Annotated in this window: 9 protein-coding genes; 4 read left to right on the forward strand and 5 right to left on the reverse strand. The window is 60.8% G+C overall.

The genetic code is table 11. The features are described from left to right. Positions 1-92 precede the first annotated feature (92 nt). Positions 93-1,706 carry a bifunctional phosphoribosylaminoimidazolecarboxamide formyltransferase/IMP cyclohydrolase gene (gene purH / locus HJB89_RS13485; protein ID WP_207582299.1) on the forward strand — a complete coding sequence of 538 codons (1,614 nt, stop codon included), beginning with the start codon at positions 93-95 and terminating at the stop codon, positions 1,704-1,706. Positions 1,707-1,780: 74 nt separating this feature from the next. Here the strand turns inward: purH and HJB89_RS13490 are convergent, their stop codons facing one another. Together HJB89_RS13490 and HJB89_RS13495 are read right to left on the reverse strand one after the other, a co-directional pair. Beyond that, positions 1,781-3,169: an MFS transporter gene (locus tag HJB89_RS13490; RefSeq protein WP_221131594.1), complete on the reverse strand. Its 1,389-nt coding sequence runs from the start codon at positions 3,167-3,169 to the stop codon at positions 1,781-1,783. Between the two features lie 24 nt (positions 3,170-3,193). Continuing rightward, the gene (locus tag HJB89_RS13495) at positions 3,194-7,969 is read right to left on the reverse strand and encodes an NAD-glutamate dehydrogenase (protein WP_221150058.1); all 4,776 of its coding nucleotides are present in this window, start codon (positions 7,967-7,969) and stop codon (positions 3,194-3,196) included. A 275-nt stretch (positions 7,970-8,244) separates the two neighbouring features. On the opposite strand from HJB89_RS13495, the gene pdxY reads away from it, so the two are divergent. The 3 genes from pdxY (at position 8,245) to HJB89_RS13510 (ending at position 11,562) form a co-directional block, all read left to right on the forward strand. Continuing rightward, positions 8,245-9,120, forward strand: a complete 876-nt coding sequence (gene pdxY / locus HJB89_RS13500) for a pyridoxal kinase PdxY (RefSeq protein ID WP_207582296.1) — start codon at positions 8,245-8,247, stop codon at positions 9,118-9,120. Positions 9,121-9,191: 71 nt separating this feature from the next. Further along, positions 9,192-9,833 carry a carbonic anhydrase gene (locus tag HJB89_RS13505; protein WP_207582295.1) on the forward strand — a complete coding sequence of 214 codons (642 nt, stop codon included), beginning with the start codon at positions 9,192-9,194 and terminating at the stop codon, positions 9,831-9,833. Positions 9,834-9,942: 109 nt separating this feature from the next. After that, complete coding sequence (locus tag HJB89_RS13510; protein WP_207582294.1) at positions 9,943-11,562, forward strand: GGDEF domain-containing protein; 1,620 nt, start codon at positions 9,943-9,945, stop codon at positions 11,560-11,562. Positions 11,563-11,613: 51 nt separating this feature from the next. On the opposite strand, the gene HJB89_RS13515 is transcribed toward HJB89_RS13510, so the two are convergent. The 3 genes from HJB89_RS13515 to HJB89_RS33605 all read right to left on the reverse strand — a co-directional run bounded on the left by HJB89_RS13515 (position 11,614) and on the right by HJB89_RS33605 (position 14,065). Beyond that, on the reverse strand, positions 11,614-12,435 hold the full coding sequence (locus HJB89_RS13515; protein WP_207582293.1) for a lytic transglycosylase domain-containing protein: 822 nt from the start codon (positions 12,433-12,435) through the stop codon (positions 11,614-11,616). 271 nt (positions 12,436-12,706) lie between these two features. Beyond that, positions 12,707-13,741, reverse strand: coding sequence for an aspartate-semialdehyde dehydrogenase (locus HJB89_RS13520; RefSeq protein ID WP_207582292.1), 1,035 nt, complete (start codon positions 13,739-13,741; stop codon positions 12,707-12,709). Between the two features lie 111 nt (positions 13,742-13,852). Then, positions 13,853-14,065 carry a hypothetical protein gene (locus HJB89_RS33605; protein WP_207582291.1) on the reverse strand — a complete coding sequence of 71 codons (213 nt, stop codon included), beginning with the start codon at positions 14,063-14,065 and terminating at the stop codon, positions 13,853-13,855. Between the last annotated feature and the right edge of the window lie 83 nt (positions 14,066-14,148).

Genomic DNA, 14,148 nt, shown 5'->3' on the forward strand with positions numbered 1-14,148 from the left:
AGCAGGATGGTCTTGGGCCCACGTCGGCCTGAAATCCGAATCCTGCTCTAAATTAAGCGGATGTCTCCCGAAGCCCGGATGGAGAAGGTTTCATGGCCGTCATTTCCAAGAAAATCCCCGCCCCCGACAAGATCGAAATCAAGACCGCCCTCCTCTCCGTCTTCGACAAGACCGGGATCGTCGAACTGGCCCGAGCACTGTCTGCCAGAGGCGTGCGACTGCTCTCGACCGGCGGCACCTTCAAAGCGATCGCTGCTGCCGGCCTTGCGGTCATCGATGTCTCCGAAATCACCGGTTTTCCCGAGATCATGGACGGGCGGGTCAAGACGCTGCATCCGACGGTGCATGGCGGCCTGCTGGCGATCCGCGACGATAGCGAACACCAGGAGGCGATGAAACAGCATGGCATCGAGGCCATCGACCTCGCCGTCATCAACCTCTATCCCTTCGAAGAAGTGCGCGCCGCCGGCGGTGATTATCCGACAACCGTCGAGAATATCGATATTGGCGGGCCGGCGATGATCCGGGCATCGGCCAAGAATCATGCCTATGTGACGATCCTGACCGATCCGGCGGATTATGCCGAGTTCACAGAGCAGCTTTCCGCAGATGAGGGCAAGACCGCCTATGCCTTCCGCCAGCGCATGGCCGCCAAGGCCTATGCCCGCACTGCGGCCTATGACGCTATGATTTCCAACTGGTTCGCAGAAGTGCTGTCGATCGACACGCCTCGCCACCGCGTTATCGGCGGCGCGCTGAAGGAAGAGATGCGTTACGGCGAAAATCCGCACCAGAAGGCGGCCTTCTACGTCACCGGCGAGAAGCGCCCGGGTGTTTCGACGGCTGCCCTCCTTCAGGGCAAGCAGCTCTCCTACAACAATATCAACGATACCGATGCCGCCTATGAGCTGGTCGCCGAATTCCTGCCTCAGAAGGCGGCTTGCGCCATCATCAAGCATGCCAATCCCTGCGGCGTCGCCACCGGATCAAGCCTGGTCGAGGCCTATCGGCGGGCACTCGCCTGCGATAGCGTTTCCGCCTTCGGCGGCATCATCGCGCTCAATCGGACGCTGGATGCCGAAACGGCCGAGGAGATAGTCAAGCTCTTCACCGAAGTGATCATCGCGCCTGATGTCACGGAGGAAGCGAAGGCGATCGTCGCCCGCAAGCCGAACCTGCGGCTGCTGTCTGCCGGCGGCCTGCCCGATCCGCGCGCCGCGGGCCTGACAGCAAAGACCGTTTCCGGCGGCCTGCTGGTCCAGAGCCGCGACAACGGCATGGTCGAGGATCTGGAGCTCAAGGTCGTCACCAGGCGGGCGCCGACGGCGCAGGAGCTTGATGATATGAAGTTCGCCTTCAAGATCGGCAAACATGTGAAATCGAACGCCGTGGTCTATGCCAAGGACGGCCAGACGGCCGGTATCGGCGCCGGCCAGATGAGCCGTGTCGATTCCGCCCGCATCGCCGCGCTCAAAGCCGAAGAGGCGGCCAAGGCGCTCGGCCTTGCCGTGCCGATGACGCATGGTTCGGCCGTCGCCTCCGAAGCCTTCCTGCCGTTTGCCGATGGTCTTCTGTCGATGATCGCTGCAGGCGCGACGGCGGTTATCCAGCCGGGCGGCTCGATGCGCGACCAGGAGGTCATCGATGCCGCCGACGAACATGGCATTGCGATGGTCTTTACCGGCATGCGCCATTTCCGGCACTGAATGCGTGGCGGAAATGCTCTATCTCTTTGTTTTTACCCAATTCCGGATGTAAAATCATCCCGTCCCAGGTATTGCTAGGCCCGATCGGCCGGATAGGGCGTGCGGACGAGCAGCACCAGGCCGCCGGCGAGAAACAGGATCAGCGTTGCCATTCCAAGCCGCGGTGATCCACTCATATAGGTGACCAGCGAGAAGAGCAGCGTCGCCATGAAACTCGTGGCGCGCCCCGAAAGCGCGTAGATGCCGAAATAGCGACCGGCTTCCTCCGGGCTGACGCTACGGGCGAGATAGGAGCGCGAGGAGGCCTGCACCGGCCCGAAGGCAAACCCGATCAACAGACCATAGAGGATATAGGCCTTTTCCGCCGCAGTGCCGAAGAGGCCGCCGGAATCCGCCGTCGGCAGCGGCATCAGTCCGAACAGGGTATAACCCGGCCCTGTCGAGATGATGCCGATGGTGGCGAGGAGCAGCATGGTGAGGCTGATGACGACGGTCACCTTCGACCCGACACTCTTGTCGATACGCCCGGCAATCAGGCAGCCGAAAATCGCGACGACGTTGAGGATGATGCCGTAGATGCCGATCTCGATCGTTGCCCAGCCGAACATGCCGGCCGCGAAGATGCCGCCGAGGATCAGCAGCCCGTTGACGCCGTCCTGGTAGATCATCCGGGCGATGAGGAATTTGAGGATGCCGCGGCGCTCCTTCAGTTCACCAAGCGTGTTTCTCAGCTCTCGCAGGCCCGAACGGACGGCGGTGCCGAAGGGAAGACCCCTGCCGACATCCGGCGTGAAGAAGAACATCGGCAGGATGAAGATCAGATACCAGACGGCCGAGATCGGCCCGGTGATGCGTGCATCCTCTCCGGTCCGAGGATCGAGACCAAATAGCGGATCGAGGCCTAGGATGGTCTTGCCGGTCTCGGGGCTTGCCGCCAGCAACGTGACGACGGCGATGAGCACGATGATGCCGCCGAGATAACCAAGCCCCCAGGCGGTGTTGGAGAGCTTGCCGACCTCGTGCTTGGCGACCAGGCGCGGCATCATCGAATCGTTGAAGACGATCGAAAACTCGGCCGAGATCGAGGCGAGGATCATGAAAATCGCGGGATAAATAACAGCCGAGCCGGGGGCTGCGAACCACAGGCAGAAAAGGCTGGCGATCTTGATGATCGCAAAGAAGCCGATCCAGGGTTTGCGTGCGCCTGACTGGTCGGCGATCGAGCCGAGAATGGGCGAGAGCAGGGCGATGATCACCGATGAGATCGTCGCCATGTTGCTCCACGTCGTCTGCGCGGAAACGGGGTCATCGGTCAGGCGGGAAACGAAATAGGGTCCGAAGATGAAGGTAGTGACCACGGTAAAGAAGGGCTGGGCTGCCCAATCGAAGAACATCCACCCCCAGATGCCCTTCTCCGTGGCCTTCGGGGGCTGCGTTCCTGTCCAGTCAATGCGATTCAACATCCGCTCCTTTTTCAGCGGACTGTCTCACCTCACCCGGTCGCGCGCAAGATCGGTCAGGATACCTGCAGCAACGGTAATACGCGCAAGGTTAGGATCGCCGCTGTCGCTGAGGCTCGAAAGCTCTTCGACGATGCGGTTGATGCGGATACGATCCTGCGCATGCCAAGCCTGAACCGGAAGCTTCTCCTTGCCGTGATCGGACAGGGCCGAGATGACGATGTCGCGTCTTGCGCTGGCGATCTGGTCGATGCTGCGGGCAAGCGCCAGGTTCTCGTAATGGTCGGAAGTGAGGATCCGCCCGCCCGCTGCCAGCAGCCGGGCAATGCGGAAAGTCTGCGACACTGCGAAGTAGTTTTCGGCGGCCCGCACTAAGGTCTCGCCGGTGCGCTCGGCAATCTGCATGATCTCCGGCACCAGCGCAAAACTTTGGAGATTGGCGATCTCGGCTGCGAGTTTTTCGGGCACGCCTGCCTGACTATACTCCGCCTGCCGGGCGGCGGCATCGCCGGCCGATTGTTCGGCAAAGGCAGGCCTCAGCTTCTTCAAGGCAGCCTGGAGCCGGCTAATCACCTCCGCCATATCGGCCTTGGTCATGCCGGTCTTCAAGAGCAGGCGTGTCAAGACGGTAAAGCTATGGCTTATTTCCTCGTAGATGCGGTTCTGCATCTCGCCCGATATCCGGCCGTCGAGCGCATCCGTTTCGGCCCAGAGCCTGTTCAGGTCGAAACCGTCGCGGGCAACGATCGCCGCGCGCACCACCTCCGGTGCCGAGGCCGCCGTCGCGTCCATCATGGCGACGGTGAAGCTCGGCCCGCCGCGGTTGATCGCCTCGTTGGCAAGCACGGTCGCGACAATTTCGCGCTTCAGCCGGTGGCCGGCGATATCGCCGGCATTCGACTTCTGCATCTTGACCGGGAAATAATTCAAAAGCGTCGCGGTAAAATAGGGATCGTCCGGCAGATCGCTGGCGGCCAGCGCATCGAAGAGCACGATCTTGGCGTAGGATACCAACACGCCGATTTCCGGCCGCGTCAGCGGCTTGCCGGCGGCATAGCGTTCAGCAAGGCTCTGCTCGTCCGGCAAAGTCTCGACCTTGCGGTTCAGCTGGCCGGCGGCCTCGAGCACGCTCATGAAACGGCCGAGTTCGAGACCGTTTGCCGTGCCCTTGCGTTCCGTCAGCGAGATCGCCAGCGACTGCAGGTAGTTGTTGCGTAGCACCAGGATCGCCACTTCGCTGGTCATCGAGGACAGAAGCTGGTCGCGTTTTGCCCGCGTCATGCGCCCGTTATGCATGGCGGCTGCCAGCGCGATCTTGATGTTGACCTCGACGTCCGAGGTGTTGACGCCGGCCGAGTTGTCGATGGCGTCGGAATTGCAGCGCCCGCCCTTGAGACCATAGGCGATGCGGCCCTTCTGGGTGACACCGAGGTTTGCGCCCTCGCCGATCACCTTGGCGCGCACTTCGGCCGCCGTGACGCGGATCGGGTCGTTGGCGCGGTCGCCAACTTCGGCGTCGGTTTCGGGCGCCGCTTTCACATAGGTGCCGATGCCGCCGAACCAGAGCAGGTCGACCGGGCTCTTCAAGATCGCCGTGATGATTTCGAAGGGCGTCGCCACGGCCTTGTCGAGGCCGATCGCGGCAACCGCTTCCGGGGTCAGAGTGACCGATTTCGCCGCGCGGGAGATGATCATCGCACCTTTGGAGAGCACGGTTTTGTCGAAATCCTGCCAGCTTGACCGCGGCAGGTCGAAGAGACGCTGGCGCTCGGCCAGCGTCTTTTCCATATCGGGATCGGGATCGATGATGATGTCGCGGTGGTCGAAGGCGGATATGAGGCGGATCTTCGGAGAGAGCAGCATGCCATTGCCGAAGACGTCGCCGGACATGTCGCCGACGCCGGCAACGGTGAAGGGCGTCGTCTGGATGTCGATGTCCATTTCGCGGAAATGGCGCTTGACGGTTTCCCAGGCGCCGCGGGCAGTGATGCCCATCTTCTTGTGGTCGTAACCGGCCGAGCCGCCGGAGGCGAAGGCATCGTCCAGCCAGAAGCCGGCTTCTTGGGCCAGCGCATTGGCGGTATCGGAGAAGGTTGCGGTGCCCTTGTCGGCGGCGACGACGAAATAGGGATCGTCACCATCGAGCCGAACGGTGTCCTTCGGCGCCACAATCTCGGCGCTCGATATATTATCGGTGATCGACAGCAGCGTGCGGATATAGGTCTTGTAAGCCTCGCGGCCGGCATTGAAGATCTCGTCGCGGCTGCCGCCGATGGGGAGCTTCTTCGGATAGAAGCCGCCCTTGGCGCCGACCGGCACGATGACCGCGTTCTTCACCTGCTGGGCCTTGACGAGGCCGAGCACCTCGGTGCGATAATCCTCGGCACGATCCGACCAGCGCAGGCCACCGCGCGCCACCTTGCCAAAGCGCAGGTGCACGCCTTCGACTTCGACGCCATAGACGAACATTTCGCGGAAGGGTTTCGGCTGCGGCAGGCCGTCGACCAGGTGCGGATCAAGCTTGAAGGCCAGCATCGACTTTGGGGAGCCGTCTGGATTCTTCTGGAAATAATTGGTGCGAAGCGTCGCATCGACGATATTGACGTAACGGCGCAGGATACGGTCGTCGTCAAGACTCGGCACGTCGGCAAGCTCGGCCTCGATCGCCTGGTGCAGGTCGGCAAGCTTCTTGAGGCGGGCCTTCTCGGAAAGCGTGGTATCGAGCGTGTCGTGGAACAGCCGGAAGATGGCGGCGGCGACAGCAGGATATTTGTCGAGCGTGGTTGCGATGTAATCCTGCGAATAGGCAATGCCGGCCTGGCGGAGATAACGTGCATAGGCGCGCAGCACGTTCGTCTCGCGCGCTGAAAGCCCGGCCGAAAGGATCAGCCGATTGAAGCTGTCATTGTCGATCGTGCCGGCGAAGGCGGCGACGAAGGCTTCTTCGAGGGCAGCGCCGTAGCGCTGCAGGTCTATGTCGCCACCATTGCGGGCCTCGAGCTCCATATCGTGCAGCACGACGAGTTTCGTTTCTCCATCGGCGGCCGGCACCCCAATGTCGAAGGTGCGTTCGCTGACGACATTGAAGCCGAGATTTTCCAGAAGCGGTACGCGGCGCGACAGCGCCAGCTGGCCGCCGGCGTGGAAGATTTTCAGCGAGAGGATGCGGCCCCGTTCTTCCGGACGATGGTAGAACTGGATGCGAAGCGGCTCGCCAGCGGCGCAGGCGCCGATATCGGCGAGGTCGGCAACGGTTTCCTCCGGAGTGAAGGAATCCTGGAAGGCCTGGTCGACCGATATCTTCGGCGCCTTGGCCCCGGCCAGCGCCTCGAAACGGTCGTCCCAACGGGCGGTGATTTCGCGGATCACCTGCTCGAGCTTTGCCTGCGGAATACGCGGCGTCTTGCCGCCGGAGCGGCCGATGATGAAATGCACGCGCGCCACGCCGCCTTCCGGGAAAGCCGGATAATAGGCGGAGACACGACCGTCATAGACAGTCTTCAGATAGGTGCCGATCCGCTCGCGGACGATCGAGTCGTATTCCTCGCGCGGCACGTAGATGATCACCGAGACGAAGCGGTCGAAATGGTCGATGCGCGGCAGGACACGCACGCGCGGACGGTCGGCCAAGTCATTGATCTGTTCGGCAAAATTTGCAAGCAACGTGGTGTCGATCTGGAAAAGGTCGTCGCGCGGATAAGATTCCAGCGTGTTGTCGAGCATGCGGCCGGAATGGCTCATCGGGTCGAAGCCGAAATGCTCCTTCACCTTTTCGATCTTGGAACGCAGCAGCGGGATTTCAGAGGCGAGCGACGTATAGGCCGTCGAAGTGAAGAGCCCGACGATGCGCAGTTCGCCGGTGACGTTGCCCGCAGCGTCGAAACGTTTGACGCCGACATAATCCATATAGGCCCGGCGATGGACGATCGATTTCACATTTGCCTTGGTGACGATGAGGAAATCGGGGCCGTCGAGGAAGGCCAGGATCTCAGGCGTCGTCGTCACGGCGTCCTTGCCGGTGCGCAACACCAGCACATCCGGGTTGGAGAGCATGCCGAGGCCAGCACCCTTGTCGCGTTCGACCCTGGCATCGGAACCTTTGCCGGAATAGACATATTCACGCATCCCGAGGAAAGTGAAATTCTCATCGCGCAGCCATGTCAGGAAGGCGATTGCCTCATCGCGATCAGCCTTCTTCCGGGTGGTGCCGTTGGCTGAGAGCTCGGCGATCACCCCGTCGATCTTGGAAAGCATCGGCTTCCAGTCGGACACCGACAGGCGGACCTGCTCGAGCACGGTTTCGACACGTTTGACGAGATCTGCGGCCTGGGCGAAGTTGAGCGGCGCAATGTGGAGCTGGATATGGCTGACGCGGTTGGCCGGGTCGCTCGGATGATCGGCGGAATAAATCGCCGGCGCCTTACCTTTTTCCATGATCAGGATGGGATGCACGGCCATGAACAGGTCGCGATAGGTGCTCGTCACTTCACCCATGACCGATTCAAACAGAAAAGGCATGTTCCGGTCGGTGACCGATAGCACCGAAACGGCAATGCCATCTGGCGTCACATCGGCAATGGTGTCGATGCCGACACGAGGCGCCTTGCCATTCCAGGCGGCAAGTTCCTTTGCCGAATGCACGGCGGAGAGCGCCAGCATCTCAGGCGTATAGAGTTCGAGATCGTCATTGCTGGCCCGGCCGAAGAGTATTTCCGGATCGAGATGCGCCTCGCCCGTCGCCTTGGCGATCTTGCGTGCGCTTTCGATCTGCTTTTCCCGTTTCGGATTGTTTCTGGCAGCCATGGATCGCCTCCCGCAATGGACTGATTTTCTGCAAGCTAACAGAAGATTCTTCGAAAAAATCTCTAAAATGGAGGCCCGAACGATTGTCTTGATGCTTTTTTGACCCTCAAAATAGGAAATGAAGAGGGATTTTTTCGCTTTCCTGGCCAAAACGAACGGGGAAGCCTCTTTTTAGTTTTCGTTTCGCCTACATTTCCATGCCCACGTGAAGAATGGTTGACAGCGCGCCGTCAAAAAGATCATCAAAACGCGATCATCATTCGGACCTCGGTATCATGTCGGAAAATGCAGCGGGCGCAGTCATTGTCATCTCCAGTCATGTGGTGCGCGGCTCGGTCGGCAACCGGGCGGCGGTCTTTGCACTGGAGACGCTCGGTCATCCTGTCTGGGCGCTGCCGACCATCGTGCTTCCCTGGCATCCCGGCCACGGCCGCTCGACGCGGCTGACATTTGCGGAAGCGGATTTCGACGCGGCGATCGACGATCTAATCCGCGCGCCCTGGATCGGCGAAGTCAGGGCGGTGCTTTCGGGCTATTTCGGCAATGCCGCCCAGGCGCGTTCCGTCGCCCGGCTGATCGCTGCGCTCCGGCAAGATAATCAGGAACTGCTTTATGTCTGCGATCCCGTCATGGGCGATCTCGGCGGCCTCTACGTGCCGGAAGCGACCGCAGAGGCTATTCGCGATCATCTCATCCCGCTCGCCTCGCTGGCGACGCCGAACCGCTACGAACTCGCATGGCTTTCGGGGGCAGCGCTTGAAGACAACAGCGCGATCATGGAGGCGGCGCTGGCGCTCGGACCATCGCGCATGCTCGTCACCTCGGCCGTGCCGATGATGGCGGGCGGTACCGGCAATCTCTATCTTTCCGGCCGTCACGCGCTTCTTGCCGAGCACCGCGTCGTCGAAAATCCGCCGAATGGGCTCGGCGACCTGCTTGCTGCCGTCTTCCTGTCGCGCCTGCTTTCCGGCCTCGAGGACGAAAAAGCGCTTCAGCTTGCCACCGCCAGCGTCTTCGAGGTGCTTGCGCGCGCCGTCAAGCGCGGCAGCAACGAATTGATGTTGGCAAGCGATGCTTCCAGCCTTTCGACGCCGATGGCCATGGTGCAGATGCGCCGGCTCGTGCATCCGGCGCAGCGGCGGAAAAAATGACACATCGGCCAATGCGTTCATTTTGCAGTGCAGCAGTTGATCTTGTCTTCCGCGCGCGCTAATCCAGAAGCATGCAGCGTTTTCCAAATCCTCTTCTGGACGGCTATCGCAACTTTATGAGCGGACGTTATGCCGACGCCCGCGACAGGTATCGGCAGCTTGCCGAAAACGGTCAGAGTCCCCATACGCTGGTCATTGCCTGTTCGGATTCACGTGCGGCACCGGAGCTGATCTTCGATGCCGGCCCGGGCGAGCTCTTCGTCATTCGCAACGTTGCCAACATGGTGCCGCCTTACGAGCCGGACGGTCACTTCCATTCGACGTCGGCCGCGCTCGAATTTGCCGTGCAGGCGCTGAAGGTCTCGGATATCGTCGTGATGGGCCATGGCCGCTGCGGCGGAATCCGTGCAGCGCTCGATCCGAACGCCGAGCCGCTGTCGCCCGGCGATTTCATCGGCCGCTGGATGTCGCTGGTCAAGCCCGCCGCCGAGCAGATCCAGAGCAACGATGTGATGACGGCGGCCGAGCGGCAGACGGCGCTGGAGCGTGTCTCGATCCGCAATTCGATCGACAATCTCAGAAGCTTTCCCGACATCAAGGCGCTCGAGGAAGCAGGAAAAATGCACCTCCATGGCGCATGGTTCGATATCTCCACAGGCGAACTCTGGGTGATGGATGCTGAGACTCGTGACTTCATTCGTCCAGAAATCTAGGGCCAGAAATCTAGGGATCCGCCGCTTTATCAGTTTATTAAGAATTGCTGCTAAGATGCCGTCAATTGGTCGCGCACGACCGACGTTTTGATCACCGTGGCGATTGGCGATGAAGTTCGAAACCATCAAAAGGGTTATCCTGGCCGCCATCATGCTGCCCTTCGTCTTCATGCTCATTGAAGGCGTCGTCGTCATAAGGTCTTCGCTCAGACAATACAGGGATCTCGAAAAGGACAGGCAGTTCGCCGACGTGCTTGCCCGCGGCGGGTCGATCGCCGCCACGGAGATCCTGAGTGAAATTGGCGCCACCCGCCTCTACCTCGCACGTCCCAACAACGCGACTGCCGCCGACATGCAGAGAAGCCGGGTGACGCTCGATCGCGAGCGCTTGGCCTTCTATGCCACGCTGCCCTCCCGCGATGCGCTCGACCCAGGGCTGGCCGGCGAATTATCGATTCTCAGCCTTGCCTATAGCCGCATCGTTGCCGCCCGCAACGCCGTCGACCAGGGCCTTTACGCCGGCAGCGATCCCGGTTCTATCTACTGGTATGCAGCTCTCAAGCAGCTTGCCGTCGTCGACACGCTTTCACCACTGATCAGCGATCCGGTGCTGCTTGAGAAATCCAACCAGCTGATGGGTATTCTGCTGACCTATTACGGCGAAAGACTGATTACCGGCGTCGGCACCCGCTACCTCGATCACCGTGTTTCCGCGCGGTTTCCGGTGGAGCTGTTCGTACAGGGCAAGGTAATGCTCGGTGAGGGCATGGACCACATGGTCTTTCATTCCACGGCGCCGATCGTGCGCGACATCGTTGCCTATCTTGCCCGTAGCGACCAGGTGAAGGCGAATGCGATCACCGATGCGATCCTTGCCGGATCGCAGCCGACGCGCGTAGTGCGCGACGTCTGGGCTACTGCGCAGAGCGAACGCATGATCTTCCTGCAGCAGAAGATGGTCGAGGCCGCAAAAGATATTCATGAGACCGGCGAAAACTTGTCGACGCGCGCGCATATACATCTGACGCTGATCCTGGGGCTGTGTGCCGGCCTGTTGCTTCTCGCCACATTGGTGATGACGCTGGCGGCAAGGGGCCTGCGCCTGATCGACCGGCTGACGCGGGATCGCGAGACACTGGTCAGCGAGTTGCGCAACGCCGCCCAGACCGATCTTCTGACTGGCTTGTACAACAGGCGCGGCTTCGAGGTCGCCGCATCGGCGCTTCTGACGCAGGCCGAGCACGGGTCGCGCTGGATCTCCGTCGTCCTCTTCGACCTCGATCATTTCAAGAAGGTCAACGATATCAACGGGCATGATGCCGGCGATGCCGTGCTCCGGCAGGTCGCGGGCGTCGCGCGTCAAAATTTTCGCTCCTTCGATCTGCTGGTGCGCCATGGCGGCGAGGAGTTTTTGGCGCTTCTGCCGGATTCGACGCCTGACGATGCTGCAATCATTGCCGAGCGCGTGCGGCTGGCGATCGAAGCGGCGGAAATATCTTTGGAGAGCGGCGATGTTCTCAAGGTGACGGCGAGTTTCGGATGCGCCGGCCGGGCAAATGAAGCCGCCAACCGGAACTTCGAGGATCTGGTTAAACGCGCTGATCTGGCGCTCTATGCCGCCAAGGCCTCCGGCCGCAACTGCGTCGTTTCGGGACCGATCGTGCAGGCGCCGGCGAAGGAGGAGCGACGCAAGAAGGCGTCGGGCGGCGGTTTTGATACCCGAACATGAAAAACACCGCATGTCGCAGCGGCGTTTTCGGGTATCGTTGTCGATGAGGGCCTATTTGCCGTCGATCTGCTGGCCGATATAGGCGATCGCCTGCTGGTAGACGCTGGCGGCGTTCCAGCCCTGGATGGCGACGAAATTCGGCTCTCCGGGCTGATAGCCGGCGCCGGCGCTCCAGCCATGGCCTTTGAGGAAATTCGCAGTCGAGGCCAGGGCATCGGCGCGGGAACCGACCATGTCGACGCGGCCGTCGCCGTCGCCATCGGCGCCGAAGCGTACGACATTGCGCGGCAGAAACTGCGTCTGGCCGATTTCACCGTGGGCAGCACCCTTGGCCTGCGGGCTCAGATAGCCCTCGGAGACGAGCTGGAGCGCGGCATAGAGCTGGTCGGTGAAATAGTCCGAACGACGGCAGTCATAGGCAAGGGTCGAAACAGCCGACAGCGTATGCTGGTTGCCCATATAGCTGCCAAAACCGGTCTCCATGCCCCAGATCGCGATCAGCGGGCCGGACGGAACGCCGAAACGGCGTTCAATCGAGGCAAAAAGTGCCTGGTTGGCGGCCTTCATGCTGCGGCCGCGGGAAATGACGGTGGCACCGCCGCGCTTCTGCATGAACGCGTCGAAGGAGAGTTTGAAGCTCTTCTGGCCGCGGTCGGCGGCGATCGTCGGTTTGTTGTAATTGACGTTGGCGAAGGCGCGGTCGAGGACCGAGCGGCTGACGCCGTTTGCCGCCGCTTCCTGCTTGAAGTCGGCGACCCATGCACTGAAACCGCTGCTATTGTTGCCGCATTGGGCGCCCTGGGCCGCTGCCGGCAGCGCGTGGAGGACGCCGGCTGCCATAGATGCGGCCAGAAGGAATGTTGTCATGCGCATGAGAAACCCCGCTCCGGTCTGCTGAAGCGCGCCGCGGCCATCAGAACCATGCGACGCGCCTTAAATCTTTGTTCTGTTCATGCCTTTGTCCCAAAACCGCTATCGGTTTCGGGCGGCATAGCTTGGCTTGACGCCAGGCAGAATGCCAGCCGACGGCGATCTTGTCACGATCACCTTTCAGTAAGCGCTTATGGATAAGGGCGCTTACTGTTCGGCAAAAAGCCCTGCCTTCATCAGCAGGGCTTTAGCATATTATGGTTTACAAATGGTATCAGGCGGCCTGCTTGCGCGGTTTGACAAGGCCACGATTGACGAGCAGCTCAGCGATCTGGATGGCGTTCAATGCCGCACCCTTGCGCAGATTGTCGGAGACCACCCAGATGTTGAGGCCGTTTTCGACCGTCGCATCTTCGCGGATGCGCGAGATGTAGGTCGCGTCCTCGCCGGCGGATTCATAAGGCGTGATGTAGCCGCCGTCCTCGCGCTTGTCGATGACGAGGCAGCCCGGCGCATCGCGCAGGATGTCACGGGCCTGGTCGGCGGTGATCTCGTTTTCGAACTCGATATTGACCGATTCCGAATGGCCGATGAAAACCGGCACGCGCACTGCCGTGCAGGTCACCTTGATCTTCGGGTCGAGCATCTTCTTCGTCTCGGCCAGCACCTTCCACTCTTCCTTGGTGTAGCCGTCTTCCATGAAGCTATCGATGTGCGGAATGACGTTGAAGGCGATACGCTTGGTGAACTTCTTATTTTCGATCGGATCGGCGACAAAAACGGCGCGTGTCTGATTGAAGAGCTCGTCCATGCCGTCCTTGCCGGCGCCGGAGACCGACTGGTAGGTCGAGATAACGACACGCTTGATCTTGGCGAAGTCATGCAGCGGCTTCAACGCCACCACCAGCTGGGCAGTCGAGCAATTCGGATTGGCGATGATGTTGCGCTTGGTGAACAGGCTGATGGCATCCGGGTTCACTTCCGGCACGATCAGCGGCACGTCGGCGTCGTAACGCCAGGCCGAGGAATTGTCGATGACAACGCAGCCCTGCTGGCCGATCTTCGGCGAGAACTTCTTGGAGATCTCACCGCCGGCCGACATCAGGCAGATGTCGGTATCGGAGAAATCGTAATTCTCCATATTGGATACCTTCAGCGTCCGGTCACCGTAGGAAACTTCGGTACCCTGCGAACGCGAGGAGGCAAGCGCCACGACCTCATCGGCGGGGAAGCCCCGCTCGGAGAGGATGTTGAGAATCTCCCGGCCGACGTTTCCGGTCGCTCCCGCAACTGCTACTTTGAAACCCATTTCTCAAGCTCTCTTTCTCTTCTCTCCTCTTTTCCGGTGAGGGGAAAGGCGCGACGGATCGCGTCTTCCTGTCCCCAGCCGAGCCGGGGAGAGAGCGGCAGGCCAGAGACATCAGACGGTTTTCGTCGTCGTTTTGGCCTTGGTTTTGGCAGAAACCGGAACGGCAATGTCCACCCCGGCAAACTGTGCCCGGTCATTGCGGTCGGCAATGGCATGTTCGTCGTGAACCATGGAGATTCCTTTTCCGTTGTTGCTCTTAGAAGGTTTTCCACAGGAGTCAAGGTTTTTGCGGTCAGAGCCGGACGGCGAAAGCGGCGGCCACAATGCTGCGACATTTTGTCATGCCGCTGTCATCCTCGAGAGATATCCCGGCCCGGTTGTTACTGTCTGCAACGAAAACGGGGGTT

Origin of the sequence: Rhizobium sp. NZLR8 (assembly GCF_019685025.1) — a bacterium.
GTDB lineage: Bacteria > Pseudomonadota > Alphaproteobacteria > Rhizobiales > Rhizobiaceae > Rhizobium.